Source organism: Pseudomonas sp. BW16M2 (assembly GCF_014268865.1).
In the GTDB taxonomy this organism is placed as follows: domain Bacteria; phylum Pseudomonadota; class Gammaproteobacteria; order Pseudomonadales; family Pseudomonadaceae; genus Aquipseudomonas; species Aquipseudomonas peradeniyensis.
Map to the genome: position 1 here is coordinate 1 of NZ_JABWRI010000044.1, position 16,948 is coordinate 16,948.

At 65.0% G+C, this 16,948-nt stretch carries 20 protein-coding genes; 2 read left to right on the forward strand and 18 right to left on the reverse strand.

Going from position 1 to position 16,948, the window contains the following annotated elements; translation table 11 throughout:
* Positions 1-195: 195 nt before the first annotated feature.
* The 4 genes from HU735_RS25375 to HU735_RS25390 form a co-directional block, all read right to left on the reverse strand.
* The gene (locus HU735_RS25375) at positions 196-756 is read right to left on the reverse strand and encodes a DUF1285 domain-containing protein (RefSeq protein ID WP_186716162.1); all 561 of its coding nucleotides are present in this window, start codon (positions 754-756) and stop codon (positions 196-198) included.
* 11 nt (positions 757-767) lie between these two features.
* Positions 768-1,373: a DUF4823 domain-containing protein gene (locus tag HU735_RS25380; protein ID WP_186716163.1), complete on the reverse strand. Its 606-nt coding sequence runs from the start codon at positions 1,371-1,373 to the stop codon at positions 768-770.
* 66 nt (positions 1,374-1,439) lie between these two features.
* Positions 1,440-2,408: a radical SAM protein gene (locus tag HU735_RS25385; RefSeq protein WP_186716169.1), complete on the reverse strand. Its 969-nt coding sequence runs from the start codon at positions 2,406-2,408 to the stop codon at positions 1,440-1,442.
* A gap of 129 nt (positions 2,409-2,537) precedes the next feature.
* Positions 2,538-3,173 carry a TetR/AcrR family transcriptional regulator gene (locus tag HU735_RS25390; RefSeq protein ID WP_110638337.1) on the reverse strand — a complete coding sequence of 212 codons (636 nt, stop codon included), beginning with the start codon at positions 3,171-3,173 and terminating at the stop codon, positions 2,538-2,540.
* 74 nt (positions 3,174-3,247) lie between these two features.
* Here HU735_RS25390 and HU735_RS25395 point away from each other — a divergent pair, with 74 nt between their 5' ends.
* A complete protein-coding gene (locus HU735_RS25395; RefSeq protein ID WP_186716171.1) occupies positions 3,248-4,381 on the forward strand; it encodes an aminotransferase class V-fold PLP-dependent enzyme in 1,134 nt (377 codons plus the stop codon).
* 240 nt (positions 4,382-4,621) lie between these two features.
* On the opposite strand, the gene HU735_RS25400 is transcribed toward HU735_RS25395, so the two are convergent.
* From HU735_RS25400 to HU735_RS25455, 12 genes are all read right to left on the reverse strand, one after another.
* The gene (locus HU735_RS25400; RefSeq protein WP_186716172.1) at positions 4,622-5,404 is read right to left on the reverse strand and encodes a TatD family hydrolase; all 783 of its coding nucleotides are present in this window, start codon (positions 5,402-5,404) and stop codon (positions 4,622-4,624) included.
* 33 nt (positions 5,405-5,437) lie between these two features.
* Positions 5,438-6,424, reverse strand: coding sequence for a DNA polymerase III subunit delta' (locus HU735_RS25405; RefSeq protein WP_186716174.1), 987 nt, complete (start codon positions 6,422-6,424; stop codon positions 5,438-5,440).
* Entirely contained in the window at positions 6,417-7,049 is a 633-nt protein-coding gene (gene tmk, locus HU735_RS25410; protein ID WP_186716175.1) for a dTMP kinase, read from the reverse strand. The genes HU735_RS25405 and tmk overlap by 8 nt, the downstream gene beginning before the upstream one ends.
* Positions 7,046-8,221: an endolytic transglycosylase MltG gene (mltG, locus tag HU735_RS25415; RefSeq protein WP_186716177.1), complete on the reverse strand. Its 1,176-nt coding sequence runs from the start codon at positions 8,219-8,221 to the stop codon at positions 7,046-7,048. The genes tmk and mltG overlap by 4 nt, the downstream gene beginning before the upstream one ends.
* A gap of 3 nt (positions 8,222-8,224) precedes the next feature.
* Positions 8,225-9,040: an aminodeoxychorismate lyase gene (gene pabC / locus HU735_RS25420; protein ID WP_110739319.1), complete on the reverse strand. Its 816-nt coding sequence runs from the start codon at positions 9,038-9,040 to the stop codon at positions 8,225-8,227.
* Positions 9,040-10,284: a beta-ketoacyl-ACP synthase II gene (gene fabF / locus HU735_RS25425; RefSeq protein WP_050704704.1), complete on the reverse strand. Its 1,245-nt coding sequence runs from the start codon at positions 10,282-10,284 to the stop codon at positions 9,040-9,042. The genes pabC and fabF overlap by 1 nt, the downstream gene beginning before the upstream one ends.
* Positions 10,285-10,446: 162 nt before the next feature.
* On the reverse strand, positions 10,447-10,683 hold the full coding sequence (gene acpP, locus HU735_RS25430) for an acyl carrier protein (protein WP_028690990.1): 237 nt from the start codon (positions 10,681-10,683) through the stop codon (positions 10,447-10,449).
* Positions 10,684-10,887: 204 nt separating this feature from the next.
* Positions 10,888-11,628 carry a 3-oxoacyl-ACP reductase FabG gene (gene fabG, locus HU735_RS25435; RefSeq protein ID WP_023630496.1) on the reverse strand — a complete coding sequence of 247 codons (741 nt, stop codon included), beginning with the start codon at positions 11,626-11,628 and terminating at the stop codon, positions 10,888-10,890.
* A 16-nt stretch (positions 11,629-11,644) separates the two neighbouring features.
* On the reverse strand, positions 11,645-12,583 hold the full coding sequence (gene fabD / locus HU735_RS25440; protein ID WP_050704702.1) for an ACP S-malonyltransferase: 939 nt from the start codon (positions 12,581-12,583) through the stop codon (positions 11,645-11,647).
* A 187-nt stretch (positions 12,584-12,770) separates the two neighbouring features.
* Entirely contained in the window at positions 12,771-13,751 is a 981-nt protein-coding gene (gene plsX / locus HU735_RS25445) for a phosphate acyltransferase PlsX (RefSeq protein ID WP_050704701.1), read from the reverse strand.
* A gap of 33 nt (positions 13,752-13,784) precedes the next feature.
* Complete coding sequence (gene rpmF, locus HU735_RS25450; RefSeq protein ID WP_028690987.1) at positions 13,785-13,967, reverse strand: 50S ribosomal protein L32; 183 nt, start codon at positions 13,965-13,967, stop codon at positions 13,785-13,787.
* Positions 13,968-13,980: 13 nt separating this feature from the next.
* The gene (locus HU735_RS25455) at positions 13,981-14,508 is read right to left on the reverse strand and encodes a YceD family protein (RefSeq protein ID WP_023630499.1); all 528 of its coding nucleotides are present in this window, start codon (positions 14,506-14,508) and stop codon (positions 13,981-13,983) included.
* Positions 14,509-14,604: 96 nt separating this feature from the next.
* Here HU735_RS25455 and HU735_RS25460 point away from each other — a divergent pair, with 96 nt between their 5' ends.
* Positions 14,605-15,183, forward strand: coding sequence for a nucleoside triphosphate pyrophosphatase (locus HU735_RS25460; RefSeq protein WP_186716179.1), 579 nt, complete (start codon positions 14,605-14,607; stop codon positions 15,181-15,183).
* A gap of 93 nt (positions 15,184-15,276) precedes the next feature.
* On the opposite strand, the gene HU735_RS25465 is transcribed toward HU735_RS25460, so the two are convergent.
* Both HU735_RS25465 and HU735_RS25470 read right to left on the reverse strand, forming a co-directional pair.
* Positions 15,277-16,263 (reverse strand): S49 family peptidase, encoded by a 987-nt coding sequence (locus HU735_RS25465; protein ID WP_186716181.1) that lies wholly within the window; start codon positions 16,261-16,263, stop codon positions 15,277-15,279.
* A gap of 2 nt (positions 16,264-16,265) precedes the next feature.
* Positions 16,266-16,946: an HAD family hydrolase gene (locus HU735_RS25470; RefSeq protein WP_186716183.1), complete on the reverse strand. Its 681-nt coding sequence runs from the start codon at positions 16,944-16,946 to the stop codon at positions 16,266-16,268.
* Positions 16,947-16,948 lie beyond the last annotated feature (2 nt).

Here is a 16,948-nt window from a genome sequence, read left to right on the forward strand (position 1 = left end):
CGCAGCGCTTGACGGCCATCCATGGCCGTCACCTCCCTCCGCAAGAACTCCGCTCGGCCTCCTGAAGTCGCAATTGGCGTTGCCTGAACTATCACGCGCTTAGAAGCAACAGCAAGATCAAGATCAAGATCAAGAAATATGAGTTGATTGCTGGGCTGTTGTACCTGTAATGAAACGGGGATTCAGAAACAGGTATTAGACACTACGCCCAATCGGATAAAACTCACCCCGACTCCAAACCCCAAGCCAAACTTCCCCATCAATCTCCCGCGCCACCGCCAGTTCCACCAACTGATAGAACACATTGCGATGAATCAACGCCTCAAGGTTGCCGCGCATAAGCACATAGGGAGAAGGCTCCTGGGTAACCGGATCAAGCTCGACCCGCAGGGGATTCTCAGGCCCAGCCTCGACCTGATCGTCGACATTGCTGGTAAACCGCAGCACCTGCTGCTCCCCACTGCCCTCGACATCCAGCAGCACGGCAACAAACGGCGCATCATCGACCCGGATCCCGACCTTCTCCACCGGCGTAACCAGGAAGTAGTCATCCCCGTCACGCCGAATGATGGTAGAGAACAACCGCACCATCGACTTGCGCCCGATCGGCGTCCCCAGGTAGTACCAGGTCCCGTCCCGGGCGATCCGCATGTCGATGTCACCGCAGAAATCCGGGTTCCACAGGTGCACCGGGGGCAGCCCCTTGTGCGCGGGGATCTGCGCCAGCAGATCGTTGGCCTTGCCGGAATCGCTCATGACACGCTCGCTCAGTTACTCATGCCCAGAAGACTACGAGCGTACTCGCGCATCGGCGCGGCAAGCAAATCCTGTGGCGTGTTGTCGTGGAACGTCAACAAACCGCCGCGGCTCTTGATCCGCGCGGTGTCGATGAGGTAACGCGTGCTGGTCTCGATCAGCATCATCTGCACCAAGCCACGGTCCCAGCCCAGGCGATCGACAGCCTGCTCGTCATACCACTCGTCACCGTTGCCGATACGGTCGTCGGTGCGGGCGAAACGGGTATACAGCACATAGTCGGCACCTACCGCGCGGGCCTCGGCGATCGCGTCTTCCAGACCCAGCGGGCCTTGGGCGCGGCGCACCAGCGGGAAGTACTCGACGAAGCTCTTGAAGGCCTCCTCGGCCACCGCGTTCTGCTGCGGCACCGGCCCTTTGCCCGGCGGCACGAAGGCGCCCTGGCCAATGAAGATGAACGAGTCCGGCTGCAGACGGATCGACAGGGTACGGGTGGTGTCACTGTGGTCCAACAGGCCCGCATCACTCATGTGGTAACGGACGCCCTCGCCCATATCGCTGACATTCATGCAGCCGCCCAACGCCATCAGCGCCAGCAGCAAGACCAGGCTACGCATCTTTCCTCCAGAAACCGGTGACGAAAAACCGGCGAATAGCCGCAGGATGCAGCTTTTGCGCCAGAGTCAGCCGCCGATCACCTTCATCACCATCACATCGCCGGAAAACGCCACATCCTGCTTGTCCGCCAGGGCCTTCACCAGCAGCCGCTGCAGCGCCGGGAGCGCCTGATGGCGGGGCTTGTCGAGCAGGTCGCCGACAAAGTGACGGTTACTCGACGACAGGCAACCATGCAGCCAGCCGGTGGACGACAGGCGCAGGCGCGAACAGCTGCGGCAGAACGGCACACTCTCGTTGGCAATCACGCCGAAATGGCCCTTGCCGGGAATGCGGTAGCGCAGGGCCGTGGCATCCAGCGGGCGCGGCGCCTGTTCATAGCTGTACGACTGGCCGATCAGCGCCAGCAGTTGCTCAAGGTCGACGAACTGCTGCCGGAAGGCATTGCCGTCGCGCGCCAGGTGGCCCATGCGCATCAGCTCGATGAAGCGCAGCTCGTAGCCGCGTTCGAGGCAGTAGTCGAGCAGCGGCAGCACCTGATCGAGGTTCTGCCCGCGCATGGGCACCATGTTGACCTTGATCGCCATGCCCACGGCACTGGCCTGCGCCATCCCCGCCAGGACGCTGGCCAGGTCGCCGCCCCGGGCGATCCGGCGAAAGGCACTGGCGTCGAGGGTATCGAGGGAAACATTGAGCCGACGGATGCCGGCGGCGCGCAGCAGCGGCAACTTGCGGGTGAGCAACTGGCCGTTGGTGGTCAGGCTGATGTCTTCCAGCCCCAGGCCCGCCACCGCGCCGAGAAAGGCTTCCAGCCGCGGGCTGACCAGCGGCTCGCCGCCGGTGATGCGCAGCCGTTCGACCCCGGCCGCCTCCACCAGGTAGGCCACGCCCCGGGCCAGGGCATCCGCCGTGAGCTCGTCCTGCGCCGCCACCAGGCGCTTGCCATCGGGCACGCAGTAGGTGCAGGCATAGTTGCAGGCAGCAGTCAGGCTGACGCGCAGGTTGCGAAAGCGCCTGCCTTGACGATCGACGATCATGGATGACTCCGGCGTGGAAGATTCTGGCGGGCAAAACCTGACTCAAAAATCAGGTTTTTGCAAGCCTTCCCGTCGAAGCCTGAATGGAACGCGCCCGCCGAAGACTCGGCGGGCGGGCATTGAACGGCTTTAGTTCGCGGCTTCCGGGTCGCGCTTGCGCTTGTTGCCCATGCGCACGCCGATGTCCATGAGGAACTGGAAGAAACCTTCCTGATCCTCGAGCACATTGCTCCAGAACGGCGAGTGGTACAGCGCCACCGCGCCATGGACCAGCGCCCAGGCCGCGCAGTAGTGGAAGTACGGCGGCACGTCCTCGAGCTTGCCCTCGCTGATCCGCCCCTTGATCAGCTGGGTGAGGCGATCGAAGTTGGAGGCGCGGATGCTGTGCAGCTGCTCGACCATTTCCGGCACCTGGTTGCCCTTGACCACCTTCTCTTCCAGGCGGTCGAACAGGCGGTAGCGCTGTGGGTCGCGCATGCGGAACTCGAAGTAGGCGCGCGACAGGGCTTCCTTGTCGCGGTCGACGTCAGCCGAATGCAACAGCGCGTTCAGGTCACGCTCGTAGTCGAGCATCAGGCGCAGGTAGATCTCCGCCTTGGACTTGAAGTGCTTGTAGATCGTGCCTTTGCCGATACCGACGGCGTCGGCGATCATCTCGACGGTGACGCTGTCTTCACCCTGTTCGAGAAACAGCTTGAGCGCCGTGTCGAGGATCTCTTGTTCGCGACGGCGAAACTCACGGACCTTGCGAGGTTCTTTCTGCATAAAGAAGGACTGGGATGACAATCGAAGCGGATTATTATGCCTAACTGGCGGCAAATTGCACGGATCTTCCAACCATGTCTGTGTTTCTTGATGAGTTCGAGCAGGCGCCGGGCCTGTGCTACCTGAATCACGCGGCGATCGCCCCCTGGCCGCGCCGGACCGCCGAGGCCGTGGCGCGCTTCGCCCAGGATAATGTCCGCCTGGGCGCCCGCGAGTATCCCGCCTGGCTGGCCACCGAGCGCCGCCTGCGCGAACGCCTGGCACGCCTGCTGAATGCGCCCACCACCGGCGACATCGCCCTGGTGGGCAACACCTCCCAGGCGCTGTCGCTGGTGGCCTTTGGCCTGGACTGGCGGCCCGGCGACCAGGTCGTCATCAGCGACGAGGAGTTCCCCTCCAACCGCGTGGTCTGGCAGGCCCTGTCCGATCGCGGGGTCGAGGTGATCGAGGCAAGCCTGGCCGGCGCCGCCCCGGAAACGGCGCTGCTCGCCGTCTGCGGCCCGCGAACGCGCTTGCTGTCGGTCAGCGCCGTGCAGTTCGCCAGTGGCCTGCGCCTGGACCTGGCTCGCCTGGGCGCCGCCTGTCACCAGCGCGGCGTGCTGTTCTGCGTCGATGCGATCCAGCAAGTCGGCGCCCTGCCCTTCGATGTGCAGCACTACCAATGCGACTTCGCCATGGCCGACGGCCACAAGTGGATGCTCGGCCCCGAGGGGCTGGGGGTGTTCTATTGCCGCAGCGAGTTGCGCCGGCAGTTGAAGCTGCATGCCTATGGCTGGCACATGCTCGAGCACCTTGGCGACTTCGAGCGCCGCCAGTGGCAACCGGCGCGCAGTGCGCGGCGCTTCGAGTGCGGCAGCCCAAACATGCTCGGCGCCTGCGCGCTGGAGGCCAGCCTGTCGCTGCTGGAGGATGTCGGCATGACGGTGGTCGCCGAACAGTTGGAGCAGCGGATCGAGCAGCTGTATCAAGGGCTCACGGCCATCCCTGGTGCGCAGTTGCACAGCCCGGGCGATCCTTCACGGCGGGCCGGCATCGTCAGTTTCAGCCTGGACGGCCATGCCAACGCCGACATTTATCGAACCCTGAACAACAAAGGAGTGATTTGCGCCGTACGCGGCCCCGGGGTACGGTTTTCCCCACATTTCTATACCGACCACCGCCTGATCGACGAAGTACTGAGACAGGTCCGGCAGATCGCCATGCATTGAACGCGCAAGGGGCTGCGGACGTATTCCAAATCTGTTTAAAAAACGATCAATCACCGCTGGCGGGGCGCCAATCCTGGCCAATACTTGAAGTGTTGGCGCGGCGCATCCCCCCAAGTGGCGCGCCGATAAAGGTGCCCAGGGACCGTGTGCCTTTGTTTTACTCCTAATGGTCTTAACCCGGATTCCCCCCCCAGAACCCGGGTTTTTTTTGCTCGGTTCGGGAGGGTCGGCACAGCGACCTCAGATCACCCTTGCCAGCGGGAACAGTCGCTTGAAGTTGCTGGTCGTCTGCTCGGCCAGTTGCTCGTAGCTCACCCCGCGCAACGACGCCACATACTCGGCCACTTCCCGCACGTACTGCGGCAGGTTCGGCTTGCCACGGTGCGGGATCGGCGCCAGGTACGGCGAGTCGGTCTCCACCAGCAGGCGATCCACCGGCACTTGCCGGGCCACCTCGCGCAGGGCGTCGGCATTGCGGAAGGTGACGATGCCGGACAGCGAGATGTAGTAGCCCAGGTCCAGCGCGGCCTTGGCCATCGGCCAGTCCTCGGTGAAGCAGTGCAGCACCCCGGCCTGGGGCAGGTTGGCCTCGCGCAGCAGCGCCAGGGTGTCCTCGCGGGCCGCCCGGGTGTGCACGATGACCGGCTTGCCGGTCTGCCGCGAGGCCTCCAGGTGCAGGCGGAACGAGGCCTGCTGCAGCTCGGCGGCCTCCGGCTCGTAGTGGTAGTCCAGCCCGGTCTCGCCGATGGCCACCACATGCGGGTGGGCCAGTTCGCGCAGCAGCCACTCCAGCGCCGGCGTCTCGCCGGGCGCCAGGTCGAGCGGGTGCACGCCCACCGAGCAGTCCACGTCGGCATAGCGCTCGCTCAGCGCCTTGACCGCGCCGGCATTCTCGGCGCTCACGCCGATGCACAGGAAGTGCCCTACCCCGCGCTCACGGGCCGCCTGCAGGGCGGCGTCGAGAGAGCCCTGGTGGGCGCTCAGGTCGAGACGGTCGAGGTGGCAATGGGAATCTACGAGCATGGGAACACGACACACATGAATGAACGGTGGAAATCAGCGCATGCCCGGCAGCTGCACCCAGTGGGCGAGCAAGGCTTCGAGCAGCAGTACACGGTTGAGGTTGGCCTTGCCCAGCACTTTCTGGCGCTGCTCGAGGATCCACGCCTGGACCTCCAGCACCTTGCCCTGGCGGCTCTTCTGCGCCAGGTACTGCAGCACCTTGCGCATGTCGGCCAAGCCTAATCCTTCCTCATCCTGGGTCAACTGGTAGCGCAGGATCAGGTGCGACCAGTCACAGAACCAGTCGAACAGCAGCAGCAAGGGCACCGAGTTCCAGGCCTCGGCCAACTGGCTGGGCGACTGCTGCTGCTTGAGCAACTTCTTCACCCCCTCAGTCACCAGCGCCCGCTGCTCGCGCACGCCCTGGGCCTGCAGGTTCACGGCCATCAGCGGCGAACCGGCGGCCAGGGTCAGCAGCTCTTCGCGCTCTTGCTCGGCGCTGTCGACAAGGGCGGCGGCCAGCCAGGCGCGGCTCTGCTCCAGGCTCGGCTGCGGGCAGGCGACCTGCTGGCAGCGGCTCTTGATGGTCGGCAGCAGGCGGCTGGGCTGGTGGCTGACCAGCAGCAGCACGGTATCGCCGGAGGGTTCTTCCAGGCTCTTGAGCAGGGCGTTGGAGGCATTGATGTTCATCGCCTCCACCGGCTCGATCAGCACTACCTTGCGCCCGCCCTGCTGGGCGGTCTGCACAATGAACGACACCAGCTCGCGAACCTGGTCGATCTTGATCGGCTTGTCAGCCTCTTCCGGCTCCAGCACGAAGTTGTCCGGGTGGCTGCCGGCCTTGAGCAACAGGCACGACTTGCACTGGCCGCAGGCATCCAGGCCCTGTGGCTGCTGGCACAGCAGCCGTGCCATCAGGCGCTCGGCCAGGGCACGCTTGCCGATGCCCTGGGGGCCGTGCAGCAAGTAGGCATGGGCATGCTGGGCGCGCCCGGCCAATTGCTGCCAGAGCGCCTGCTGCCAGGGGTAGGCCTCAGCCACGGCAACGCTCCAGGATGCCCGGCACCAGGGCGTCGATGGCCTGCTGCACCGCGTTCAACGGCTGAGCGGCGTCCAGCAGCCGGTAGCGCTGCGGCTGCTGGCCGGCACGCTGCAGGTAGGCCTGGCGCACCGCCTCGAAGAAGGCCTGGCCTTCCTGCTCGAAGCGGTCCAGCCGGCCACGGGCCGCGGCGCGGGCCAGACCGACCTCCACGGGCAGGTCGAAGACCAGGGTCAGATCAGGACGCAGCTCGCCCTGGACGAAGGCCTCGAGGATGGCGATGCGCTCCACCGGCAGGCCACGGCCGCCGCCCTGGTAGGCATAGGTGGCGTCGGTGAAGCGATCGCACAGCACCACGGCGCCATGGGCCAGTGCTGGGCGGATGACTTCGGCCAGGTGCTGGGCACGAGCGGCGAACATCAACAGCAGCTCGGTGTCGACCGCCATGCGCTCCTCGCTCGGCGCCAGCAACAGTTCGCGGATGCGCTCGGCCAACGGCGTGCCACCGGGCTCGCGGGTCATGACCACATCGACGCCCCGCTCGCGCAGGCGTGCCGCCAGGTAGTCGCGGTTGGTGCTCTTGCCGGCGCCTTCAGGGCCTTCCAGGGTGATAAACAAACCGCTCACGAGTGTTCCTTAGTGTCTTCTGGCACCGACGTGTCGGCCGGCGCGGATTCATCGGTGGGGGCCGGCGCGTCACTTTCCGGCGCGGGCGCAGGGGCCGAGTCCGGAGTCGCCTGCGGCTCGGTCGTCGTGGGTTCGGCCTGCGGCGCGGGGCTGGAACGGTAATCCGCCCGACGCTTGAGCTGGAACTCGCGCACCGCGCTGTTGTGATCGTCCAGGTCGTCGGAGAACACATGGCTGCCGTCGCCGCGGGCGACGAAGTACAGGCTCGAGCCGTCGCTGGGGTTGAGCGCGGCGTGGATCGCCTCGCGCCCGACCATGGCGATCGGCGTCGGCGGCAAGCCGGTCATGGTGTAGGTGTTGTAGGGAGTCGGCTCGCGCAGGTCGGCGCGGGTGATCTTGCCGTTGTAGCGCTCGCCCATGCCGTAGATCACGGTCGGGTCGGTCTGCAGCATCATGCCCAGGCGCATGCGCCGCACGAACACGCCGGCGATCTGCCCGCGCTCCTGGGGAATGCCGGTTTCCTTCTCCACCAGCGAGGCCATGATCAACGCCTGGTAAGGGTCGCGATACGGCAGGTCAGTGCTGCGCTCGGCCCACTCCTTGGCCAGCACTTCGTCCAGGCGCATGTAGGCCTGCTGCAGCAGCTCGACGTCGCTCATGCCGCGCACGAAGCGATAGGTGTCGGGGAAGAAGCGGCCTTCGGGGAACACACCGGTATGGCCGAGCTTGTCCATCACCTCGGTATCGGACAAGCCTTCGAGGGTGTGCTTGAGCTTTTCATGCTTGGCCACCGCGGCACGCACCTGGCGGAAGGTCCAGCCCTCGACCAGGGTGATGTTGTACTGCACCACGTCGCCGCGCTTCCAGGCGTCGAACAGCTGCCCCACGGTCATGCCCGGGGTCACGCGGTATTCGCCGGTATGCAACGGCGTGCCCGCCATGTTGAAGCGCCAGTAAAGGCGCAGCCACAGCGGGTCGTCGAGCAGGCCTTCGCTCTGCATGCGATAGAACATACGGTTGGGCGTCGTGCCGCTGGGCACGTCGAGCAGGCGCTCCTGCGCCACTTGCAGGGGCTGCTCCAGGACCGAGTTGACCTTCCAGGCGGCCCAGCCCAGTGCCAGGCCGGCGAGGATCAAGCTCATTTCCAGCAGCAGCAGGAATTTGCGTCTCACGAATCAGGTATCCAGTAACGTACGGGCAACGGCCTGCAGTTTACGGGTGAGCGGCCCTGCCGGCCAGTTCAGCGCGGCGAATTCACGCACGGGCCAGATGCCGTAGACACTGTTGCAGACGAATACCTCATCAGCCTGCTCCAGCGCCTCCAGCGGCAAGTCCCGCACCTGGGTGGCAATGCCCAGCAACGCCGCCTGCTCCAGCAACGCCGCGCGCATCACCCCGGCCACGCCGCAACGGCTCAGCTCGGCGGTCAGCAGCACGCCGTCACGCACCAGGAACAGGTTGCTGTACACCCCTTCGATCACCCGCCCTTGGCCGTCACGCATCAAGCCTTCGGCAAACGCCGGGTCCTGCCATTCGGCGCGGGCCAGCACCTGTTCGAGGCGGTTGAGGTGTTTGAGCCCGGCCAGCAGCGGTTGTTCCGCCAGCCGCGTCTGGCAGGCGTACAAACGCACGCCCTGTTCGGCGTGTTCGGCGGGATAGGCCGGCAAGGGACTGCCCTGGAGGATGCGCCGCGCCTGGGCGCCAGCCGCCGGGGCATAGCCGCGCTGGCTGTCGCCACGGGTCAGGATCAGCTTGGCGACGCCCTCGCCCAGCAACTGGGCGAATTGCAACAGTTCATTGCGAACCAGCGTCAGGTCGGCCTCGATCGCCAGGCGCTGGCAACCCAGCGCCAGGCGGTCGAGGTGCAGGGCCAGCAGGCTGGGCCTGCCGCCGCGCACGGCGATGGTCTCGAACAGGCCATCGCCGTAGGCCAGGCCACGATTCTGCAGATTGACCGCAGCCGCGTCCTGGCCATCGATCCAGCTGTGCATCAGTCGGCGAACCGACGGAATACCAGCGAGCCGTTGGTGCCACCGAAGCCGAACGAGTTGGACAGCACCACGTCGATCGGCATGCTGCGTGCCTGGTGCGGCACGAAGTCCAGGTCGCAGCCTTCGTCGGGCTCGTCCAGGTTGATGGTCGGCGGCGCCATCTGGCTGTTGATCGCCAGGACGCTGAAGATCGCCTCCACCGCGCCGGCGGCGCCGAGCAGGTGGCCGGTCATCGACTTGGTCGAGCTGACCGCCAGCTTGTAGGCGTGCTCGCCGAACACGCGCTTGATCGCGGCCACTTCGGCGATGTCGCCGGCCGGCGTCGAGGTGCCGTGGGCGTTGATGTAGCTGACGTCCTCAGGCTGGATGCCGGCATCGCGCAGGGCGTTGGCCATGCAGCGGGCGGCGCCTTCGCCGGAATCGGGCGGCGAAGTCATGTGGTAGGCGTCGCCGCTCATGCCGAAACCGACCAGCTCGGCGTAGATGGTGGCGCCACGGGCCTTGGCATGCTCCAGCTCTTCGAGTACCAGGGCGCCGGCACCGTCGGACAGCACGAAGCCATCACGGCCCTTGTCCCACGGACGGCTGGCACGGGCCGGCTCGTCGTTACGGGTCGACAGCGCGCGGGACGCGCCGAAGCCGCCCATGCCCAGGCCGCAGGCGGCCATTTCGGCGCCGCCGGCGATCATCACGTCGGCTTCACCGTAGGCGATGTTGCGCGCGGCCATGCCGATGCAGTGGGTGCCGGTGGTGCAGGCGGTGGCGATCGCGTAGTTCGGCCCTTGCAGACCCAGGTGGATCGACAGGAAGCCGGAGATCATGTTGATGATCGAACCCGGCACGAAGAACGGCGAGATCCGGCGCGGCCCCTGCTCGTGCAGGGTCTTGCTGGTCTCTTCGATGTTGGTCAGGCCACCGATGCCCGAGCCCATGGCCACGCCGATGCGCTCGCGGTTGGCGTCGGTGATTTCCAGGCCGGCGTTGCGCACCGCCTGGAAGCCGGCCGCCAGGCCGTACTGGATGAACAGATCGAGCTTGCGGGCCTCCTTGGCCGACAGGTACTGCTCGACTTCGAAGCCCTTTACCGAGCCGCCAAAACGGGTGGAGTAGGCAGACAGATCCGTATGCTCGATCGGACCGATGCCACTGCGGCCAGCCAGAATGCCCTGCCAGGTGCTCGGTACATCGGTACCCAGTGGCGACAGCATACCCATACCAGTGACCACGACGCGTCTACGCGACACAGTACTCTCCTCATTTCCAAATTACAGAGTCTCTTGCCAGTGCACTGGCGCGGCCAATGGCCTGGCAACAGACTCCGCTGATTGCAGGGCTTGCAAAGAAAAAACCGCACGCCGGCGACGGCAGTGCGGTTTTTCCCGACAAGTAGCGTCGACTGAAACGTCTTAGGCCTGGTGGGCGTTGACGTAGTCGATGGCAGCTTGAACGGTAGTGATCTTCTCGGCTTCTTCGTCAGGGATTTCGGTCTCGAATTCCTCTTCCAGAGCCATCACCAGCTCAACGGTGTCAAGCGAATCGGCACCCAGGTCCTCAACGAAGGAAGAGGTGTTCTTCACTTCATCTTCCTTGACGCCCAGTTGCTCGGCGACGATTTTCTTGACGCGTTCTTCGATGGTGCTCATACCTAGTTTTCACTCCTAATGGACATATGTCAGGCAGCTGGCCGGTGACCAAGTTTATAGGAAGACGCCTGCTTTTCAAGCGTAACGCGCCTTCCACCAGGCCACCGGGCCCTCTGCCCGGAATCTGGTTGCAGCTTTATAACGGATTTTAGGCTCGCAGTATGACTCTTTTTTGAAGCAATCCGTCACATTGAGTTGCGGTTTTTACATGTACATCCCGCCGTTCACCGGCACGGTGGCGCCGGTGACATAGGCTGCGCCGTCGGAAGCCAGGAAGGAAACCACTTTCGCGATCTCCTCGGCCTGGCCCAGGCGGCCCAGCGGAATCTCTTTCTGCAGGGCCTCGCGCTGCGCTTCGGGCAGTTCGCGGGTCATGTCGGTGTCGATGAAGCCCGGGGTCACCGAGTTGACGGTGATGCCACGCGAGCCCACTTCACGGGCCAGGGCACGGCTGAAGCCTTCCAGGCCGGCCTTGGCGGCGGCGTAGTTGGCCTGGCCGGCGTTGCCCATGGCACCCACTACCGAGCCGATGCTGATGATACGACCCCAGCGGGCCTTGGTCATGCCGCGCAGCACGCCCTTGGACAGACGGTAGAGACTGTTGAGGTTGGTGTCGATCACGTCGAACCACTCGTCGTCCTTCATCCGCAGCATCAGGTTGTCGCGGGTGATGCCGGCGTTGTTGACCAGGATGGCCGGCGCGCCGAACTGCTCGCCGATGGCGCCCAGCACCGCATCCACGGACTCGGCGCTGGTGACGTTCAGCTCAAGGCCGGTGCCGTTGATGCCGTGCTCTTTCAGGGTGGCGGCAATGCGCTCGGCGCCCGACGCGGTGGTGGCGGTACCGATCACGGTCGCGCCCTGACGGCCCAGCTCGAGGGCGATGGCCTGGCCGATACCACGGCTGGCGCCGGTGACCAGTGCAACTTTACCTTGCAGGCTCATGCAAGCTTCTCCGAATTCAGGCCAGCGCCGCACGGGTAGCGGCGACGGCGTCTGGGGTGTTGAGGTTGTAGGTGGTCACGCCGTCGGCGCAACGCTTGTTCAGGCCGGCCAGGACCTTGCCCGGGCCACACTCGACCAGGTTCACCGCGCCGCGCTCGGCCAGGGCCTGCACGCACTCGACCCAGCGTACCGGCTGGTACAGCTGCGCCAGCAGGTCCTGCTTGAGAGCGTCGAGGTCGGCGGCGATGGCGGCGGTGACGTTCTGCACCACCGGGATCTGCGGGGCCTTCCATTCGATGGCGTTGACCGACTCGGCGAAACGCTCGGCGGCCGGCTTCATCAGCGCGCAGTGCGACGGCACGCTGACCGCCAGCGGCAGGGCGCGCTTGGCGCCGGCCTCTTTGCACAGCTCCATGGCGCGATCCACAGCCGCCTTGTTGCCGGCGATGACCACCTGGCCAGGGGAGTTGAAGTTCACCGCGCTGACCACTTGGTCTTCGGCGGCCTTGGCGCAGATCTCGACCACGACCGCGTCGTCCAAGCCGAGGATCGCGGCCATGGCGCCGTGACCGGCCGGCACGGCCTCCTGCATCAACTGACCGCGGCGCTCGACAAGGCGCACGGCGTCTTTCAGCGACAGGCTGCCGGCGGCGACCAGGGCGCTGTATTCACCCAGGCTGTGACCGGAGACGTACGCAGGCTGCGCGCCACCCTCTTCCAGCCACAGGCGCCACAGGGCGATCGAGGCGGTCAGAATGGCCGGCTGGGTCTTGTCGGTCTGGTTGAGTTGTTCTTCCGGGCCTTCCTGGACCAGCTTCCACAGGTCGTAGCCCAGCGCCTCGGACGCTTCCTTGAAGGTCTCGACGATTACCGGTTTTTCGGCGCCCAGCTCCTTGAGCATGCCCAGCGACTGGGAACCTTGACCAGGAAAGACGAATGCGAGGGATGCAGACATTGAACAAGCCCTTATGATCTTGTCGTCGGATAGGGTGCGCCAGGCCTGGGGCCGGGCGCGCAATCTGAAAGCTTGGATGGAGCGGCGGACCAAGCGGTCACATTTAAGCACTTCATGGGCGACATGCCCAAAGGCTTTGTATTTCCAGTCATGGCCTCATCGCGGGGCAAGCCCGCTCCCACGCCACTCAGGGCAACAGGTCTTCGAGGCGCCCATGCAGGCGCTGCGGCAGGTTTTCCTGGATCTCGATCAGCGCCCGCTGGATCGCGCTCTGCAAGCCCTGCACGCCCGCCGAACCATGGCTCTTGATGACGATGCCCTGCAACCCCAGGAAGCTTGCGCCATTGTGTCGCGCCGGCGCCAGGTCGGCCTGCAGGCGCTTGAGCAACGGCATGGCCATGGCCCCCGCCGCCCGCGCCAGCAGCCCGCCACGGAACAACGCCTCGATGCGCGCGCCGATCATGGTTGCCAGGCCTTCGCTGGACTTGAGCAGGATATTGCCGACAAAACCGTCGCACACCACCACATCCGCCTCGCCACGGTACAGCCCGTCACCCTCGACGAAGCCGATGTAGTTCAGGCCCCGGGCGTTCTGCAGCAGACTGGCGGCCAGCTTGACCTGCTGGTTGCCCTTGATGTCCTCGGTGCCGATATTGAGCAGTGCCACCCGCGGCCGGTGCACGCCCAGGGCCTGGGCGGCCACCGAGCCCATCACGGCGAACTGGTAGAGGTTCTCCGCGCTGCAATCGACATTGGCGCCGAGGTCGAGTAGCTGACAATAGCCGGCCTGGGTCGGAATCGCCGCCACCATCGCCGGGCGATCGATACCAGGCAGGGTCTTGAGCACCAGGCGCGACAGGGCCATGAGCGCACCGGTATTGCCGGCACTCACGCAGGCCTGGGCCTTGCCATCACGCACCAGTTCGAGGGCGACGCGCATCGACGAGTCCGGCTTGCCCCGCAACGCCTGCGATGGCCGCTCGTCCATGCCGATCACTTCGCTGGCCGCGACAATCTGCAGGCGCGCGCGATCCGCAGCCGCAAGGCCGCTGACGAGATCTTCAAGGAGGGAGGGTTGACCGACGAGGGTCAGGTGCAGCGAGGGGGTAGCCGAAAGGCAGGCAATGCTAGCCTGGACAATGTTGCGGGGACCGAAGTCCCCGCCCATTGCGTCGATCGCGATGATCTGAGCGGACAAGGATTACTCGTCGGCGCCCTTGTCGATCACTTTGCGACCACGGTATACGCCTTCTGGCGATACGTGGTGACGCAGGTGTACTTCACCGGTGCTCTTCTCTACCGACAGAGCTTCTGCCGACAGGGCGTCGTGCGAACGGCGCATGTCACGGGCAGAGCGGGATTTTTTGTTCTGCTGAACAGCCATAATTGATTAACTCCTAAACGTTTGGGTCACGCTTTAACTGCGCCAATACACTGAACGGGTTGGACCGCGATACCTCGTCCTTGCTCGGCTCGGGCTCATCGAGTCCCGCCGGCTGCTGGCATTCTTCCGGATGATGAGCAGGCACGATCGGCAGGGCGAGCAACAGCTCTTCCTCGACCAACGCCTGCAGATCCAAAGGATCTTCGCCCAGTTCCAGCACGTCATAGCCTTTCGGCAACGACTGGGTGTTCGCACCCTCCTTCACCACGGCGTATGTGCATTCGCTGTGGATCGGCAGGGTGACCAGCTCAAGACAACGCTGGCAAACCATCTTGACTTCGACGTCCAGCGCGCTGTGGATAACCACCACGTGCTGTTCATCTCGTTCAAAATCGAACTTCGCCTGCACCGTACCGACATTGTCGGAAAGCGGGTCGCAGAGTCTTTCCAAATCAGCGAGTTGCAGCGAACCTTCGAGGGTTACGCCACGATCAGCCAATTTGCGCGGGTCAACGTGAGGTGGAATCGGGTCATTCAACATAGGCGCAGCATTCTAGGGATGCACCCCCTCCCTGTCAAAGGAAATTAGGTGCCATCTCGCATGTTAGAATTCGGGGTAATTGCCCAGGAGTCTACCATGCTTCCCTTGTTACTGGCTTCCAGCTCTGCGTACCGCCGCGAACTGCTCACCCGCCTGCGCCTGCCCTTCACCTGGGCGAGCCCCGACCTTGACGAACGGCGCCTCGATGGCGAGCCCGCCGTCGAGCTGGTCCGCCGCCTGGCCCGACAGAAGGCCGAGGCCCTGGCCGCCAGCCACCCCGACCACCTGATCATCGGTTCCGACCAGGTGGCGGTACTGGGCGAGCAGATCCTCGGCAAGCCCCACACCTTCGAGCGCGCCTGCGAGCAATTGCTGGAGGCCAGCGGGCAGCAGGTCACCTTCCTCACCGGGCTGGCACTGCTGAACAGCGCCACCGGCCACTGCCAGGTCGATTGCGTACCGTTTACCGTGACGATGCGCGAGCTGGATCGGGAGCGCGTGGAGCGCTACGTGACGGCCGAGCAGCCGCTGGACTGCGCCGGCAGCTTCAAGGCGGAGGGATTGGGGGTCAGCCTGTTCCAGAGCACCCATGGCTGTGATGCCACGAGCCTGATCGGACTGCCTCTGATTAGACTGGTGGACATGCTGCACAAGGAAGGTGTGCATGTGCCTTGAACATGCAATCGCGGGGCAAGCCCGCTCCCACGAGACCGATGAGCGCCCCGTGGGAGCGGGCTTGCCCCGCGATGAATGCCACGCCGATTCAGCTCAACGCAGCGAAGGCCCCTGGAAGCCCATGTACAGCGCCAGACGCTCCGCCACGCTGGCGCCGATGCGCTTGGAGAAGCGATCGAACGGCGACTCCTGCACGGTGAAGTCCACCAACTCCTTCTCGCCCACGATGTCGCGAGCGACATAGCTGGCACTGCCCAGCCCGTCCACCAGCCCCAGCGCCTTGGCCTGCTCGCCGGACCAGATCAGCCCGCTGAACAACTCCGGATGTTCCTTATCCTTCAACCGCTCACCCCGCCCCTGCTTGACCATGGCGATGAACTGGCGATGCGTGGTATCCAGCACACCCTGCCAGAACGCGGTCTCCTCGGGCTTCTGCGGCGAGAACGGATCGAGGAAGGCCTTGTGCTCGCCGGCGGTGTAGGTGCGACGCTCCACCCCCAGCTTGTCCATGGTCCCGACGAAGCCGTAACCGGCCGCGGTGACACCGATGGAACCGACCAGACTGGCCTTGTCGGCATAGATCTCGTCGGCGGCACTCGCGATGTAGTAGGCCCCGGACGCACCCAGGTCGGCGATCACCGCATACAGCTTGATGGCCGGATACTCGGCGCGCAGACGACGGATCTCGTCATACACGTAGCCCGACTGCACCGGACTGCCGCCCGGGCTGTTGATGCGCATGACCACGGCCTTGGTCTTCGGATCCTTGAACGCCTCGCGCAGACTCTTGACGATATTGTCGGCGCTGGCCGGCTCCTGGTCGGCGATCACCCCGCGCACCTCGACCAGCGCGGTATGGTTGCCGCTGCGCGAGGCCGCCTTGTCCACATCCATCAACGGCGTGAACAGGAACAGGATGCCGAACAGGTAAACGAAGGTCAGCAGCTTGAAGAAGATCCCCCAGCGCCGCGCCCGGCGCTGCTCCTGGACGCCGGCCAGCAAGGTCTTCTCCAGCAGCTTCCAGCTCTTGCGCTCCTCGCCAGTGTCGTCCGGCTCGGGCGCCTTCCATTCGTCAGTCATGCTCACCTACCTTGGAAATTGATCTGCGCAGGCTCGGCCAGCCATTCGCGCAACTGGGAAAAATGCTCGATGCACACCTGCGGGCCGTATTCGGCCAGGGCCTGCAGCGACATGGCGCCGTAGCCCACGGCAACCGAATGCATGCCGGCATTGCTGGCCATCTGCAGGTCGAACGCCGAATCTCCGACCATCAGCGCCCGCCCGGGTTCGACCCGACAATGGGCGAGAATCTCTTCGAGCATCAGCGGATGCGGCTTGCCACGGGTTTCGTCGGCAGCCCGGGTGATGTCGAAATAGCCTTCCCAGCCATTGGCCTTGAGCACGCGATCCAGGCCGCGCCGCGCCTTGCCGGTGGCCACCGCCAGACGATACCCCTCGGCACGGAACGCTTCCAGCGACTCGACCACGCCGTCGAACAACGGCGAAGGCTGCTGGTCCAGCGCCATGTACACGTCGGCGTAGTGCTGACGGAACGCCTCGACCTGCGGCACATCGAGGTGCGGGTACAGGGTGGCGATCGCCTCCCCCAGCGCCAGGCCGATGATGCCCTTGACCGCCTCGTCGCTGCTGGCGGCCTCGCCGGCACGCCCGGCGGCCACGTTCATCGCCTCGACGATGCGCCCGATGGAATCGGCCAGGGTGCCGTCCCAGTCGAAAATCAGCAGGTCATAACTTTTATTCATGG